The organism is Actinoplanes sp. NPDC089786 (assembly GCF_040684855.1).
Taxonomy (GTDB): domain Bacteria; phylum Actinomycetota; class Actinomycetes; order Mycobacteriales; family Micromonosporaceae; genus Actinoplanes.
In genome coordinates, this window is sequence record NZ_JBFBGU010000021.1 from 130,864 (window position 1) to 145,555 (window position 14,692).

General features: G+C 71.1%; 16 protein-coding genes and 1 riboswitch. Of the genes, 6 read left to right on the forward strand and 10 right to left on the reverse strand.

Translation table 11 applies throughout. From position 1 onward, the window contains the following. Positions 1 to 3: 3 nt before the first annotated feature. From AB0O15_RS38305 to ahcY, 3 genes are all read left to right on the forward strand, one after another. Positions 4 to 519: a hypothetical protein gene (locus AB0O15_RS38305; RefSeq protein ID WP_364329650.1), complete on the forward strand. Its 516-nt coding sequence runs from the start codon at positions 4 to 6 to the stop codon at positions 517 to 519. A 12-nt stretch (positions 520 to 531) separates the two neighbouring features. Then, on the forward strand, positions 532 to 1,368 hold the full coding sequence (locus tag AB0O15_RS38310) for a hypothetical protein (RefSeq protein WP_364329653.1): 837 nt from the start codon (positions 532 to 534) through the stop codon (positions 1,366 to 1,368). A gap of 181 nt (positions 1,369 to 1,549) precedes the next feature. After that, a riboswitch (S-adenosyl-L-homocysteine riboswitch) is annotated at positions 1,550 to 1,629 on the forward strand. Between the two features lie 18 nt (positions 1,630 to 1,647). Further along, a complete protein-coding gene (gene ahcY, locus AB0O15_RS38315) occupies positions 1,648 to 3,117 on the forward strand; it encodes an adenosylhomocysteinase (RefSeq protein ID WP_364329656.1) in 1,470 nt (489 codons plus the stop codon). On the opposite strand, the gene AB0O15_RS38320 is transcribed toward ahcY, so the two are convergent. Further along, entirely contained in the window at positions 3,105 to 3,821 is a 717-nt protein-coding gene (locus AB0O15_RS38320) for an alpha/beta hydrolase (protein ID WP_364329659.1), read from the reverse strand. The two genes, ahcY and AB0O15_RS38320, sit on opposite strands and share 13 nt — an antisense overlap. 35 nt (positions 3,822 to 3,856) lie before the next feature. Then, positions 3,857 to 4,357, reverse strand: a complete 501-nt coding sequence (locus AB0O15_RS38325) for a hypothetical protein (RefSeq protein ID WP_364329662.1) — start codon at positions 4,355 to 4,357, stop codon at positions 3,857 to 3,859. Positions 4,358 to 4,411: 54 nt separating this feature from the next. Between AB0O15_RS38325 and AB0O15_RS38330 the strand changes: the two genes are divergently transcribed. From AB0O15_RS38330 to AB0O15_RS38340, 3 genes are all read left to right on the forward strand, one after another. Beyond that, positions 4,412 to 6,091, forward strand: coding sequence for a Na+/H+ antiporter (locus AB0O15_RS38330; protein ID WP_364329665.1), 1,680 nt, complete (start codon positions 4,412 to 4,414; stop codon positions 6,089 to 6,091). A gap of 92 nt (positions 6,092 to 6,183) precedes the next feature. Next, positions 6,184 to 6,609, forward strand: a complete 426-nt coding sequence (locus AB0O15_RS38335; protein ID WP_364329668.1) for a YciI family protein — start codon at positions 6,184 to 6,186, stop codon at positions 6,607 to 6,609. Continuing rightward, a complete protein-coding gene (locus AB0O15_RS38340; RefSeq protein ID WP_364329671.1) occupies positions 6,609 to 7,844 on the forward strand; it encodes a DUF6596 domain-containing protein in 1,236 nt (411 codons plus the stop codon). Before AB0O15_RS38335 ends, AB0O15_RS38340 begins: the two co-directional genes overlap by 1 nt. A 42-nt stretch (positions 7,845 to 7,886) precedes the next feature. Here the strand turns inward: AB0O15_RS38340 and AB0O15_RS38345 are convergent, their stop codons facing one another. From AB0O15_RS38345 to AB0O15_RS38380, 8 genes are all read right to left on the reverse strand, one after another. Beyond that, a complete protein-coding gene (locus AB0O15_RS38345; RefSeq protein WP_364329674.1) occupies positions 7,887 to 9,164 on the reverse strand; it encodes an ATP-binding protein in 1,278 nt (425 codons plus the stop codon). Between the two features lie 114 nt (positions 9,165 to 9,278). Next, positions 9,279 to 10,037, reverse strand: coding sequence for an ABC transporter permease (locus tag AB0O15_RS38350; protein ID WP_364329677.1), 759 nt, complete (start codon positions 10,035 to 10,037; stop codon positions 9,279 to 9,281). Beyond that, positions 10,034 to 10,843, reverse strand: coding sequence for an ABC transporter ATP-binding protein (locus AB0O15_RS38355; RefSeq protein WP_364329777.1), 810 nt, complete (start codon positions 10,841 to 10,843; stop codon positions 10,034 to 10,036). Before AB0O15_RS38355 ends, AB0O15_RS38350 begins: the two co-directional genes overlap by 4 nt. A 26-nt stretch (positions 10,844 to 10,869) precedes the next feature. Continuing rightward, positions 10,870 to 11,310 (reverse strand): Clp protease N-terminal domain-containing protein, encoded by a 441-nt coding sequence (locus AB0O15_RS38360; protein WP_364329680.1) that lies wholly within the window; start codon positions 11,308 to 11,310, stop codon positions 10,870 to 10,872. Positions 11,311 to 11,312: 2 nt separating this feature from the next. Further along, positions 11,313 to 11,519: a hypothetical protein gene (locus tag AB0O15_RS38365; protein ID WP_364329682.1), complete on the reverse strand. Its 207-nt coding sequence runs from the start codon at positions 11,517 to 11,519 to the stop codon at positions 11,313 to 11,315. Between the two features lie 61 nt (positions 11,520 to 11,580). Further along, a complete protein-coding gene (locus tag AB0O15_RS38370; RefSeq protein ID WP_364329685.1) occupies positions 11,581 to 13,167 on the reverse strand; it encodes an ABC transporter permease in 1,587 nt (528 codons plus the stop codon). Positions 13,168 to 13,169: 2 nt separating this feature from the next. Then, on the reverse strand, positions 13,170 to 14,063 hold the full coding sequence (locus tag AB0O15_RS38375; protein WP_364329688.1) for an ABC transporter ATP-binding protein: 894 nt from the start codon (positions 14,061 to 14,063) through the stop codon (positions 13,170 to 13,172). After that, positions 14,060 to 14,686 carry a helix-turn-helix domain-containing protein gene (locus tag AB0O15_RS38380; RefSeq protein WP_364329691.1) on the reverse strand — a complete coding sequence of 209 codons (627 nt, stop codon included), beginning with the start codon at positions 14,684 to 14,686 and terminating at the stop codon, positions 14,060 to 14,062. Before AB0O15_RS38380 ends, AB0O15_RS38375 begins: the two co-directional genes overlap by 4 nt. Between the last annotated feature and the right edge of the window lie 6 nt (positions 14,687 to 14,692).

Below are 14,692 nucleotides of genomic sequence, written 5' to 3' on the forward strand. Positions count from 1 at the left end.
GCGATGGGTGAACTGGCCGACCGGGTCGAGACGATGCGCGTACGCGCGACCGCGCCGGACGGGTCGCTCACGGCCGAGCTGTACGACCGCGACCAGCTGACGCTGACCTTCCACAACGACTACTACCGCCAGTGCGACGACGATGACCTGGGGCGCCGGCTGGCCGCGGTGGCCAGCCTGCTGTGGGTCGCCCGCACCCGCGAGTACGAACGCATCTACAGCGACGTGACCGGCGACTACTCGACCGGCGAGGGCCCGCCGGTCACCGAGCGCGAGCGCGACTGGCGGGCCGAGCGAGACGCCATCGAGGCGCACGGCGCGTCCGAGGACGGCCGGGTCCGGGTGCGGGCCGTCGGCCTCCGGAACTGGACCGTGACGATTCGCCCAGGCACCACCCGTACCCTCGACGAGCAGCAGTTCATCGCCGCGGCCGGGCAGGCGGCCGGCGCGCTGATCCGCGACCAGTTCACCCGGCTGGCCGCACTGTCCAACAAGTACTACGGCAACGACCAGCCATAGGAGGCTCGCCCGGTGCGGAGGTCCGTTTTCGGCGTGGTCGCCGGAGTGATCGGGGTGGCCGTGGTGACGGCCGTCGTGGTCACCGTCGTCCGCGCGAACAGCGACGGGAACGACGCCGCCCCCACGTGTGCCCTGGCCACCGCCCCGGCCGGGTCGCCGCCGGTCCTCACCGCCTCGTCCACGGCGACCGCCGGCCTCACGGTGGCCGAGCAGGGCTTCTCCCCGGCGCCGGAGCGCAAGCCCTACCTCTCGGTCGGCGCCCTCCTGCGGAACACCACCGACCGGGTGGCCTGGCGGACCCGCGTCTTCATCGACGCGACCGGCGCCTCCGGGCCGAGCCTGGTGTTCGCGCCGCAGCCGAGATATCAGATCCTCGAGGTGCCGATGATCCTGCCCGGCGCCGCGGTGTCGGTTGGCTTCACGCTGGCCATCAAGCCGGAGAACGTCGGCAAGGTGACCAAGGTCTCCCTCACGCCCGTGGTCACCGGCTGGTTGCCGGCCGGCGACGGCGCCGACGGCCTGGCCCCGATCACCACGAAGATCGAGAACGCCACCCGCGACGAGGTGAGGTTCACCGCCGCCACGGCCAACTGCGCCGACCTCGTCATGCGCGGTGTCGGCGTGGTCTGGCGCGACACCACCGGCAAGATCGTCGGGGGCGGCTTCGACGGCCACTACGACGACCGGATGTGCAAGGCGGGCGGATCGGGCTCGGCCGGCGCGGCCAGCGCGCTGCTCGACGGCACCATGGTCCCGGCCGCCGCCGACCTGGCCAAGGTCGAGCTCAGCCCCTACTGCGACCTGGCCAAGGGCAACGTCGTGACCCCGGACGGCCCGTTCAACGACTGACGCCGGGCGCGGCGTCGGCGGCGCTCGCGCGGCCGGCTGGGCGCCGCGTCAGCGGCGCTCTCGTGGCAAGACAGCCGGATGGCGGGGAACGGCCTGGCCACCCGCCTGGGCCGCCGAGAGGGCGGGACTTTGTGTCCGGCGTACCTGCGACGGGTTTGACGTTGGGGTTAAAATGGTCGGGCCGGTCGAGAGGCGCTGCGACGGAGATGCTCTCCGCCACGCTCGGCCGAGCCGACGAATCCGCAAGGGCGCCTCCTGGCTCCAGGGGGTGCCTTCTTCATGTCCGACTTCACGTCCGACAAGCTGCAGTCCGTCAACGGCCTCGAGTTCGCGGTCGCCGACCTCAGCCTGGCCGAGGCCGGCCGCCACCAGATCCGGCTGGCCGAGCACGAGATGCCCGGCCTGATCTCCATCCGCGACGAGTACGCCGGCTCACAGCCGCTGCGGGGCGCGCGCATCGCCGGTTCGCTGCACATGACCGTGCAGACCGCCGTCCTGATCGAGACGCTGGTCGCGCTCGGCGCCGAGGTGCGCTGGGTGTCCTGCAACATCTTCTCCACCCAGGACGAGGCGGCCGCCGCGATCGTGGTCGGCGCCGGCACCGTCGACGCGCCCACCGGCACCCCGGTCTACGCCTGGAAGGGCGAGACGCTGGAGGAGTACTGGTGGTGCACCGAGCAGCTGTTCGACTTCGGCGCCGGCCGCGGCCCGAACATGATCCTCGACGACGGTGGTGACGCCACCCTGCTGGTGCACAAGGGCGTCGAGTTCGAGCGGGCCGGCGCGGTGCCGCAGGCCACCGAGGACGACAACCACGAATACCGGATCATCCTCGAGACCCTGCGCGGCACCCTGGCCAAGGACCCGCAGCTGTTCACCCGGGTCGCCGCCGAGATCCGCGGCGTGACCGAGGAGACCACCACCGGCGTGGCCCGGCTCTACCGGCTGGCCAAGGACGGCGAGCTGCTGTTCCCGGCGATCAACGTCAACGACGCGGTCACCAAGAGCAAGTTCGACAACAAGTACGGCATCCGGCACTCGCTGGTCGACGGCCTGAACCGGGCCACCGACGTGATGCTGGGTGGCAAGCTGGCCGTGGTCTGCGGCTACGGCGACGTCGGCAAGGGCTCGGCCGAGACGCTGCGGGGCCAGGGCGCCCGCGTCGTGGTCACCGAGATCGACCCGATCTGCGCGCTCCAGGCGGCGATGGACGGCATGCAGGTGGTCCGCCTCGAGGACGTCATCGCCGAGGCCGACATCTTCATCACCACGACCGGCGGCACCGACATCATCACCGCCGACGACCTGGGCCGGATGAAGCACAACGCGATCGTCGGCAACGTCGGCCACTTCGACGACGAGATCGACATGGCCGGGCTGGCCAAGGTCCCGGGCATCGAGAAGATCGAGATCAAGCCGCAGGTGCACGAGTGGCGCTTCCCGGACGGCCACTCGGTGATCGTGCTCTCCGAGGGCCGCCTGATGAACCTGGGCAACGCCACCGGCCACCCGTCGTTCGTGATGAGCAACTCCTTCACCAACCAGGTGATGGCCCAGATCGAGCTGTGGACCAAGCCCGACGAGTACGCCAAGCAGGTCTACGTGCTGCCCAAGCACCTGGACGAGAAGGTGGCCCGGCTGCACCTCGACGCCCTGGGCGTGCGGCTGACCACGCTGACCAAGAAGCAGGCCGAATACCTGGGCATCGCCATCGAGGGTCCGTTCAAGCCGGACCACTACAGGTACTGAGCCAGCAGGTCGTTGAACTCGGCGGGGCGGTCCATGTTCACCACATGGGCCGCTCCGCCGATTTCGTGCTTCCTGGCGTTTCGGACATTCTTAGTGAAACGCTCGACCATCGCATGATGATCGGGCGCGTCCAGACTGCCGATCACGCCTAGGGCGGGAATGTTGATCTCGTGGAGTCGTTCCCACGAGCCCTGCACGTGGTCGGGCGTGGTCATGCCCGGCTTCACGTGGTTGTTCACCGTGTCGGTGATCATCTCGCGACATCGCGCCTCGACCGCTTCATCGGCTTTATCGCGATAAGGGCCGATCACGCCCTGCTTGAGCGACAGGTTGATCCAGGCCGGCGCGTCGAGCCGGGCCTGCGCCTCGGCCATCTGCCGCTGGATGTCCAACATCCACGGGTCGACGAAGACCGGCTCGTTGGTGCCGGCGCCGCAAACCACCAGATGTGACACCAGGTGCGGGTATTCCAGCGCGGTGTCGGTCGCCGCACCGGCGCCCATCGACAGGCCGACCAGGGCGGCCTTCTCGATCCCGAGCCGGCCCAGCAGTTCCGCGATGTCGTCGCACTGCCGGAACGGCGTCATCGGCGTCTCCGACAAGCCGTGCCCGCGGGCGTCGACCCGGATCACGCGGAACCGGTCGGCCAGCACCATCTGGTCGTCCCACTCGCGCCGATCGAGCGCCCCGCCGTGCAGGAACACCACGGCCGGCCCGCTGCCCGCCTCCTCGTAGTGGATCATCGGATCTCCTCTCCTGGGCGCGGCCCGGGCGCCGACCAGCCGTCGTCGTTACCGGCTCGCCGCGCCACCTCACGTGCGTGCGTGGTCAGGGCGGCCAGCACGCGTACGGCCGCCGCGATGTCGGCCGGGTCGAGCCGATCGGCCAGCTCGCGCAGCTCGTCCAGCTCGCGGTCGTGGATCTCGGCGAACACCCGCCGCCCGGCCGGGGTCAGCTCGGCCAGCCGGGACCGCCGGTGGGCCGGGTTGTCGGCGAACCGCAGGAAGCCCAGCCCGGCCGCCGCGTCGGCCAGCCGCTGCACCACCTGCCGGGGCAGCCACAGCGACCGGGCCACCTGGGGAACGGTCTGCGGCCCGTCGGCCAGCCGCTCGAGCACCGCCCGCATCGGCATGCTCACGTCATGTTCGGCCAGCGCGTCGGCGACCACCTTGGCCGACCACTGATGGAGCGGCCGCACGTGGCGGAGCATCTCGTACAGGCCTTCGGCTCCGCTCATCATGACACTGAAAGTGTCACAGTGACACTCAGGGTGTCAAGTTTTTAGATCGTCATCATGTTCCGGAAGAATGGCCGAGTGCATCACGCCGAGGAGTTCCTGCTGTTCGTGCTGGCCGCCATCGCGGTGGTGATCGTCGTCCGCTGGTTCAGCGAACGCAGCGGCCTGCCCGCCGCGGCGGTGCTGACCCTGGTCGGCATCGGATATGCGTACCTGCCCGGCCCGAACGTCGACATCAATCCCGAGGTGATCCTGACGTTCCTGCTGCCGCCGTTGCTCTACAACGCGGCGCTGGACTCCTCGCTGATCGACATCCGGCGCAACATGCGCACCGTGATCAGCCTCTCGGTCGGCCTCGTCATCGTCACGTCGCTGCTGGTCGGGGCCGGTTTCTCGCTCTGGGTGACCGGCGCCACGCTGGCCGCCGGGGTGGCGCTGGGCGCGGCCGTGGCGCCGCCCGACCCGGTGGCGGCGCTGGCCGTCGGACGCAAGGCCGGCCTGCCGAGCAACCTGGTCACCCTGATCCAGGGCGAGGGGCTGCTGAACGACGCGACCGCGCTGACCATCCTGACCGTGGCGTTGGACGCCGCGACCGGCGAGAACTTCACCTTCACCAACGCCGTCGGCGTGTTCGTGCTGTCGGCGGCCGGCGGGGTGGTGGCGGGCTACCTGGTCGCCCGGGTGGTCCGGCTGCTCCGCCCGCTGCGCACCGACCCGCTGACCGCCAACGCGCTGTCCCTGGCCACCCCGTTCGCGGCCTACCTGCTGGCCGAGCGGGTGCACGTCTCCGGCGTGCTGGCCGTGGTGGTGGCCGGCCTGATCATCGGGCACGACGCGCCGAGGTACGCCACCGGCGCCAGCCGCCTGCAGACCGGCGCGGTCTGGCGGCTGATCGACTTCCTGCTGGAGGGCGTGGTCTTCCTCCTGATCGGCATCCAGCTGCCGGCCGTCCTGGCCGAACTGTCCAAATACCAGACCTCGACGATCGTGATCGCGCTGGCCATCACGCTCGGTGTGGTGCTGCTGCTGCGCCCGATCTGGCTGCTGGTGACCCAGCTGCTGCCCCGCTCGATGCACGCCCGGCTCGGCGGTGAAGACCTGAACACCACCGGCAGCGAGACCGATCAAGACCTCGCCCTGCGCCGCAACCAGCCGCTGACCTCCAAGGAGTCGACCGCGATGAGCTGGGCCGGCACCCGCGGCGTGATCACGCTGGCGGCGATCTTCACGCTGCCGGCCGGCTTCCCCGATCGTGAGCTGCTGCACTTCTGCGCGTTCGTGGTGGTGCTGGTGACGCTGATCGGGCAGGGCCTGACCTTCGGTCCGCTGGTCCGCCGGCTGGGCCTGCGGGCCAACCGCAACGACCAGGCCCGGGAGCGCAACGTCGCCCGGTCGGCGTCGGTGCAGGCGGCGCTCGACCGGCTCGAGGAGATCCAGCTCCAGCAGCACGACCACGTCGAGGACCACGCCATCGGGAACATGCGGGCCCAGCTGGAGATGCGCCTCCAGCGCTACCGGCGGCGGCTCGACCTGCTGGAGAAGGCCGACTCCGACGAGGTGCCGGAGTCGCCGCAGTACGAGGCGGCGCTGATGGTGCGCCGGGCGGTGATCGACGCCCAGCGCGAGGAGCTGCTGCGCTGGCGCGACGCCGGCCGGCTCAACGACGAGGGGCTGCGCGTACTGGAGCGCGAACTCGACCACGAGGAACACTCGCTGCCCCAGCGCCGGACGTCGTAGAAGTTTTCCCGGGCCGTTGTCGATCCGGGCCGGGCGCCGTTCGACCTGTGGGTGAATGGGCCAGAAGGCCCGACGGACGAGGAGGAACCATCATGGCGAAGTACATGCTGATCATGCGGGCCACCGACGAGGCCTGGGCGACGGTGTCCGAGACGGTGACCTTCGACGAGATGCTCTCGACCATGGGCCGCTACAACGAGGAGCTGATCAACGCCGGCGTGCTCATCGCGGCCGAGGGGATGGAAGACGCGGCCAAGGGCGTGGTGATCGACTTCGCCGGCGAAAAGCCGGTGGTGACCGACGGGCCCTACGGCGAGACCAAGGAGCTGTTCGGCGGCTTCTACATCATCGAGGTCGCCTCCCAGGAGGAGGCGATCGAGTGGGGCCTCCGGATGCCGATGATGGTGCCGGGCTCCAAGCTGGAGATCCGCCGGGTGCCGGGGATCGACGAGTTCCCGCAGGACAGCGAGTGGGTCCTCAAGGAGAAGGCCTGGCGCGAGCGTACGGGCCAGGTCTGATGTCGTCGTCCGGCTCCGTCCGGCGGACCGTCGAGGCGGTCTGGCGGATGGAGTCGGCCCGGATCGTCGGCGCGCTGGCCCGCTACACCGGCGACTTCGCGTTGGCCGAGGATGTCGCCCAGGAGGCGCTGGCCGAGGCGCTGACCGGCTGGACCCGCGACGGCACGCCGGACCACCCGGTCGGGTGGCTGCTGGCCACCGGCCGGCGCCGGGCCATCGACGCCTTCCGCCGGCGGTCCGTGCAGGACGAGAAGTACGCCCTGCTGACGCCCGGCGAATCGCCCGACGAGCCGCCGTGGGACCCGGACCGGATCGACGACGACGTGCTCGCGCTGATGTTCATCGCCTGCCACCCGGTGCTGTCGGCCGAGGCGCGGGTGGCGCTCACCCTGCGGGCGGTCGGCGGCCTGGGCAGCGAGGAGATCGCCCGGGCCTTCCTGGTGCCGGTGCCGACCATCCAGGCGCGGATCACCCGGGCCAAGAAGACCATCGCCGCGGCCCGGGTGCCGTTCGAGCTGCCACCGGCCGACCAGCGCGGTGAGCGGCTCGGCGGCGTGCTCAGCGTGCTCTACGTGATCTTCACCGAGGGCTCGACCGCGACCAGCGGCGACGACCTGATGCGTACCGACCTCGCGGCCGAGGCGATCCGGCTGGCCCGCATGCTGGCCGCGCTGCTGCCCGGTGAACCCGAGGTGGCCGGGCTGCTGGCCCTGTGCGAGCTCACCGCCGCGCGGTTCCCGGCGCGGACCGGGCCGGCCGGCGAACCGATCCTGCTGGAGGACCAGGACCGGCGGCGATGGGATCGGTCGGCGATCAGGCGCGGCCTCGCGGCGCTCGAGCGCGCCGGGAAGAAAGGCCTCGGCGTGTACGGGCTCCAGGCCGCGATCGCCGCCTGCCACGCGAGGGCGACCTCGGTGGCGGAGACCGACTGGGAACGCGTCGTCCTGCTCTACGAGGCGCTGGGCCGGATCGCGCCGTCGCCGATCGTGGAACTCAACCGCGCCGTCGCCCTGGCCATGGCCGGCGCCCCCGAACGGGCGCTGTCCATGGTGGACGACCTTCTTGTTACCGACCAGTTGGTCGGATCGCATCTGCTGCCGACCGTACGCGGCGAACTGCTCATCCGGCTCGGCCGGCCGGCCGAGGCCCGCGCCGAACTCGAGCTGGCCGCCCGCCTGTGCGGCAACGCCCGCGAACGTTCCGTGCTGCTGAAGAAGGCCGCCGCCCTCGGCTGACCGGCTCAGCCGACCAGCCGTGCAGCGCCTCGGCAGCGTCCGTCATGACGGCTCCGACCAGAGTGCGTCCAGGGGAAGCACGACCGTGCCGTCGTCGAATCGAAACGTCAACGCGCCGGTGTACAACACGACGGCCGCCGCAAGACGCTCACCGACTCGGGCGCGTAGCGCCCGGATGCCGGCCAGGTCGGACTTGTCGACGCGAGTGCCGGCTTTGATCTCGAACGCAAAGACCGTCCCGTCATCGCGCTCGAGCACCAGATCGACCTCCTGGGCCTCCGACGTTCGAAAATGGCCGACCGTGACCGGCGCGTCCGACCAGGACACCTGCCGCAGGATCTCGCCGACGGCGAACGTCTCCACCAGATGGCCGTACTCCGTCAAGGCGGCCGGATCATTCGTGGCGATCTTCTCCGGGGTTAGACCGAGAAGCCACGCCATGATGCCTGAGTCGACGAGATGGACCTTCGGCTGACGGGCCACCCTGGAGCCCAAGGTCGTTCCCCAGGCCGGTAGTCGCTGGACGAGGAAGACGGCCTCGAGGAGTTTCAAATAGTTCTCGGCGCTGGACTTCTCCATCCCGACCGTCGAGGCGCTGCCGGCGATGTTCAAGACCTGACCGGATCGGGCGGCCAGGACACGGAGTAGCCGCGGGAGCATCTCTCGCTGACGTACCCGGCTCAGCTCCAGCACATCGCGCTCGATGACAAGATCAAGGTAGTTCGCGAACCAGCGCGATCGGGACCGGCCCGGTGGCCGCCGTAGGGCGACGGGCATACCGCCGGAGGTGACCCGCCGGGCGTACTCGCCGCGTGATGTCGTGGACGGCGCCCGGTCGAGCGGAACATCAGCGCCGTCGAGCAGCCTGCTGACCATGAAGCCGGCGGTTGCCCCGTCGATCTCCGCTTGCGTCAGGGGCAGCACCTCCAGGATGTCGACCCGGCCGGTCAAAACCTGTCCTGCTTCCGGAAGGGTCGAGTACCGCGTCGATCCGGCCAGGACGAAGCGTCCTGGACTGAGGTCCTGGTTCAACTCGGCCTTGATCGCGCTCAGCAGGACCGGAACATGCTGGTACTCATCGATCAGGATCGGGCCGGGACCGCTGACGAAGCGGCCGGGATCGGCGCGAACCGCGGCTCGGGTGGCGGGATCGTCGCAGTCGATGACGGGGCGTCCCAGCTGATCGGCGAGGGCATGCAACAGGGTGCTCTTGCCGACGGTGCGGGGGCCGTTGAGGACCAGGGCCGGTTCCTCGGTCAGGCGGCGAGCCAGTACCGCCGTGAGCTGGCGTGGAGAAATACCAGTGAGAGATCCTTCCACATTCAGAGGGTACATTCTTCCGCATCTGAAAGGGAAATATTCCGCATCTCGCCGGTGCCGCTTTCCTTATCTTGCGGCTATCTCTCTTAGCCGCTCCACCGCCGCCGACCTCGGTCAACCGACCCGCTGGAGCACCCGGTCGCGGCGGGCGGCGACCCGGGAACCGGACTCGCGGCGGGCCATCCGCCGCAGCAGGACCGGCGCGAGCGCCAGGCCGGCGATCGACCAGGCGCCCAGGACCGCCGCGGTCGCGGCGAGCCGGCCGCCGCCCGGCAGCATGGCCGCGCGCATCCCCTCGCCGAGCCAGTACACCGGGAAGACCTGCGCGACCCCTTGCAGCCAGCCCGGGAACACGGCGATCGGCACGAAGACACCAGAGATCGCGATCAGGCCCAGCACCGGCAGCGACAGCAGGCCGGCGCCGCGGGAACTGCTGATCAGCGAACCCAGGACCGCGCCCAGGGCCTGGGTGGCCACCAGCCCGAGCGGCAGCAGCCAGGCCACGATGGACCATCGGACGGTCAGCCCGCCGACGATCAGCCGACCCGGGACGAACAGGATCAGCAGGTACGCCAGGACGGTCCCGGACACGGTGACGATCTTGCCGATCAGATAGCCGCGTACGCCGTCCGGGATCGCCTTGGCCCGCAGCAGCGTGCCGTCCTCCCGGTCGGCGCCGAGGTTCTGGGCGATCAGCAGCATGCCGAAGGTCACGAACATGCCCAGCGTCCCGGGCAGGACCGTGGCGTCGCCCAGCCAGACCACCGCCACCAGCGTCGCCACCGGCCAGAAGAGGTTGCCGAGCAGCTCGGCGCCGGTGAACGCCTGCCGCAGCTCGATCAGGCCCCGCACCAGGCCCGGACGCAAGCTCATGACGACCTCACCAGGGCGAGATAGGCGTCCTCCAGGGACGCGCGGCGGACCTCGAGGTCGGCGACGTCGTCACCGTGCTCGCGGAACAGGTCGTGGACGAACGGGGTGGACCGGTCGGTCGACCGGCGGAAGCGTTCGCCGCCCACGGTCCAGCGCACCTCGTCCCGGCCGGCCATCCGCCGGGTCAGCTCGCCGGTCGTGCCCTCGGCGACGACCCGGCCGCCGTCGAGGATGACGATGCGGTCGGCCAGCCGCTCCGCCTCGGCCAGGTCGTGGGTGGTGACCAGGACGGTCGTCCGGTTCTCGGTGGCGAGCCGCCGGACCAGCTCGTGGAACTCGCGCCGGGCCGCCGGGTCGAAACCGGCCGTCGGCTCGTCCAGGAAGAGCACCTCGGGCCGGCCGACGATCCCGATCGCGACGTCCAGCCGGCGGCGCTGGCCCCCGGAGAGGGTCCGCAGCCGGTCCCGGGCCTGGCCGGTCAGCCCGACCAGGGCGAGCAGCTCGTCCGGCGGGATCGGCGCCGGGTAGTAGCCGCCGAGGTGGGCCAGCAGCTCCCGGACCCGCCACTTGCCGTGGTCGCGCCACGACTGGAGCACCACGCCGAGGCGGGCGCGCCACCGTTCGTCGCCACGCGCCGGGTCGACCCCGAGAACTGTGGCGGCGCCGGCCGATCGCGTACGGAAGCCCTCGAGGATCTCGATCGTGGTGGTCTTGCCCGCGCCGTTGGGGCCGAGCAGGGTCAGCACCTCGCCCGGCCGCGCGTGGAAGGTCACGTCGTCGAGCACCTCCCGGGCGCCGTACCGCATGCGCAGGCCGGTGACCTCGATCGGGTTCACGCCGCCGCCCGCAGCCGGGCCAGCAGTTCCTCGCGGTCGACACCGGCCTGCGCGAGCGCCCGTGGCACCGGGCCGACCTCGGCGCTCAGGATGCCGATCAGCAGGTGATCGGGTTGCGGCGCCCCGGCGCCGGCGGCCCGCATGGCCCGGTCGAGGGCCAGGCGCACCGAGTTGCCGAGGCCGGGCCGGCGCGCCGGGTCGGGCGTGGCCGGGGACAGGTCGAAGGCGGACAGCGCGACGCCGGCCACGCCGAGGCTGTGTTCGAAGTCGCGGTCGAGCGCGGCGCGGAACGAGTCGGCGTCGAGCCCGGCCAGATCCAGGCCGGCCAGGATGACCAGCAGCAGGTGTTGCGCCTCCACGGTGGCCGACCGGTCCCGGAGCGCCTCGGCCACCGCCTGGTCCATCACCCCGGTCAGGTACTGCTTGAACCCGGACATGGTCAGCGCCTCCTCAGCGTCACACCCGCGGCGACGAGTCGCTTGAGGTGTTTCTTGTGGACGGCCTGCCGCGTGACGCCCAGCGCCTCGGCAACCCTCGGCCAGCCCCAGCCGGCACGCATCGCCTGTTCGACGGCGGCGTCCTCCAGCTGGTCGGCGAGGCGGCGCAGCGCGGCCACGGCGGCCAGCGCGTCGGCGGGATCAGACATGCAAGCAACCGTAGTTGACTAATCCTCGATCAGTCAACCGCGGTTGCTTACGGGGCGGGCGTCAGGCCGGGATGTCCCGCCGGCGCAGGGTGGTCAGGCCCGCCGCCACGAGGGCCGCCGCGACCACGGTCAGCACGACCAGCGGTGTCCAGGTGAGGTCGCCGCCCGGCAGATGCGGGATGTGGGTGAACGGGGAGATGTCGAGCACCCACTGGTCGAGCTGGAGGGGCGCGCCGACGAGCAGGATCAGCAGGCAGACGGACAGGGCGCCCCAGGACAACGCGGCCCAGCGCGGCAGCAGGCCGAAGAGCAGGGCCGCGACGCCGGCGATGGCCCAGACGGCGGGCAGCTCGGCCACCGTGCCGCCGACCACGTCACCCATCAGGTTGTCGCCGGTGATCGCGGCGTACGCGGCGCCCGACACCACGCCCTCCAGCAGCAGGACCACGGCCGGGCCGAGCAGCGAGAAGACCAGGTGGCCGGCGGCCCAGCTCCACCTGCTCGACGACGAGGTCAGCACCATCTCGGCGTGCCCGGCCGACTCCTCGTCGCGCATCCGCAGCGTGGCCTGCACGGCGTAGCACGCGGCGAGGATGCCGACCATGCCCGCGATCGACGCGAAGTAGCTGCTCACGATCACGTCGCTGCCGCCCATCCGGGCGAAGATGTCACCCATCGCGGTGCCCTGGCCGATGTCCGCCACGCTCTGCCCGACCGCGCCGAAGACCAGGCCCAGCGCGGCGAAGGCCGAGGCCCAGCCGATCAGCAGGCCGCGGTGCAGGCGCCAGGCCAGAGCGAGAGGGGTACGCAGTGACGGCGCCGCCGTGGCCGGCCCCGGGCGGCCCGGGAACAGCCCCGCGCCCAGGTCCCGATGCCCGAGCAGGATCACACCGACCGCCGTGGTGGCCGCCGCGAACAGCAGCATCAGCAGCGCCGGCCACCAGTCGGCCGCGCCGTACGGATAGATGTGTTGTGCCCACCCGATCGGCGACAGCCAGGACAGCCAGGACAGCGGCCCGTCGCTCATCGCCGAGAGGTCGCCGCCCAGCCGCAGCACGAAGGCCAGGCCGACGACCAGGACCGCGATCGACCGTGCGCTGCGCGCGCCGCCGGTGAGCTGCGCCGCGATCGCCGCGACCCCGGCGAACGCCCATCCCGCGAGGGTCATCTCGGCGCCGGCCCAGACCGACCCGGCGACCGGCAGGTCCGAGCCGATCAGGCCGAGGGTGGCGATCACGCCGAGCACGAGGCCGGCCGCCATGGTGGCGATCAGGGCGGCCGCCAGCGGCGCCCGCCGGCCGATCACGCCGGCGCCGATCAGCTCGGTCCGCCCGGCCTCCTCGTCGGCGCGGGTGTGCCGGATGAGCATCAGCGCCACGGCGACGCCGAGCATCACCGGCACGAACCCGGCCCGCCAGATGGCCATCTCGGCCACGCTGTCGCCGCGCAACTGCCCGTAGAGCGCCACGAAGCCGGCGTTGGTCTGGCTGATCCGGGCGTAGTCGAGCCGCTCGGCGTCGGTGCTGAACAGGCCCTCGATGGTGGTCACGTAGGCGGCCGGGAGGATGCCCAGGACGAGCACCCAGATCGGCAGGATGAAGCGGTCCCGGCGCAGGATCAGCCGGAGCAGTTTCCCGGTTCCGGTCATGGTCAGGCCCCGGCCTTCTGGTATTGCCGCAGGAACAGCTCCTCGAGCGTGGGCGGCTGGCTGACCAGGTTGCGCACGCCGACCTGGACCAGCGCCCGCAGCGCCTGGTCGAGGGCGTCGGTGTCCACCTCGAAGGCCACCCGCACGCCGTCCACGCTGAGGTTGTGCACCCCGGTCAGCGTGGCCAGGCCGTTCGGCGAGCCGGCCAGCTCGGCCCGGATCGACGTGCGGGTCAGGTGGCGCATCTGGTCGAGCGTCCCGGTCTCGACGGCCCGGCCCTCGCGGATGATCGTCACCCGGTCGCAGAGCGCCTCGACCTCGGACAGGATGTGGCTGGACAGCAGCACCGTACGGTCGCCGCGCTGTTTCTCCTCACGGATCACCTCGCGGAAGACCTCTTCCATCAGCGGGTCGAGGCCGGAGGTGGGCTCGTCCAGGATGAGCAGCTCCACATCGGACGACAGGGCGGCGACCAGCGCCACCTTCTGCCGGTTGCCCTTCGAGTAGGCCCGGCCCTTCTTGCGCGGGTCGAGCTCGAAGCGCTCCAGCAGCATGGCGCGGCGCTTGGTGTCGAGGCCGCCGCGCAGCCGCCCGAGCAGGTCGATCACCTCGCCGCCGCTGAGCGTAGGCCAGAGGGTGACGTCGCCCGGCACGTACGCCAGCCGCCGGTGCAGCGCGGTCGCGTCCCGCCACGGATCACCGCCGAGCAGCGTCGCCCTGCCGCCGTCGGGGCGCATCAGGCCGAGCAGGATCCGGATGGTGGTGGTCTTGCCGGCGCCGTTCGGGCCCAGGAAACCGTGCACCTCCCCGGTGCGTACCTGGAGATTCAGGCCGTCGAGCGCGCTCGCCCGCCCGAATCGCTTGATCAGTCCGTCGGCGTCGATGGCCTCGGTCATGACTGCTCCTCTGTGGGGATCAGGGAATCCAATGCCTTGAGGGCCCGCTCCCCCTGCTCGGGGGTGAGCATCGGCAGGCTGAAGATCTCGACCGACGCGCGCAGCATGCGGCGGTGCCCGGTCGGCGACATCATGTCTTCGCCGAGCACCTCGGAGATCTGGTCGCGCATCAGGAAGATGCCGATCTTCATGGCGATCAGCACCGCGAGATAACCCTCCGGATCGGAGGGGTGGAAGTCGGCGTTGTGCAGCCAGGTGCGGCCGGACTCCATCGCCGAGTCGAACAGGACCGACGAGGTGCCGTCCATCATCGAGCGCACCAGATAGGACTGGAGCAGCATCGCGGTGGGGTGCATGGCCGCCAGCACGGCCGGCTCCATCATCCCGTTCGGGCCGAGCAGCCGCTCCCGCAGCTCGGCCATCTTGGCCATCGCGTACTCGTCGCACGCCTCGCGCAGGCCGTCCTTGGACCCGAAGTGGTGCCGGAGCAGGCCGGACGACACCCCGGCGCGCTCGGCGATGTCGCGGATGGTGGCCGGCCCGACCCCCCGTTCGGCGAACAACTCGATGGCCGCGTCGCGGATGCGCGCCCGCGCCGTCAGATCTCCGTTCTGGCTACTCACGTGTGT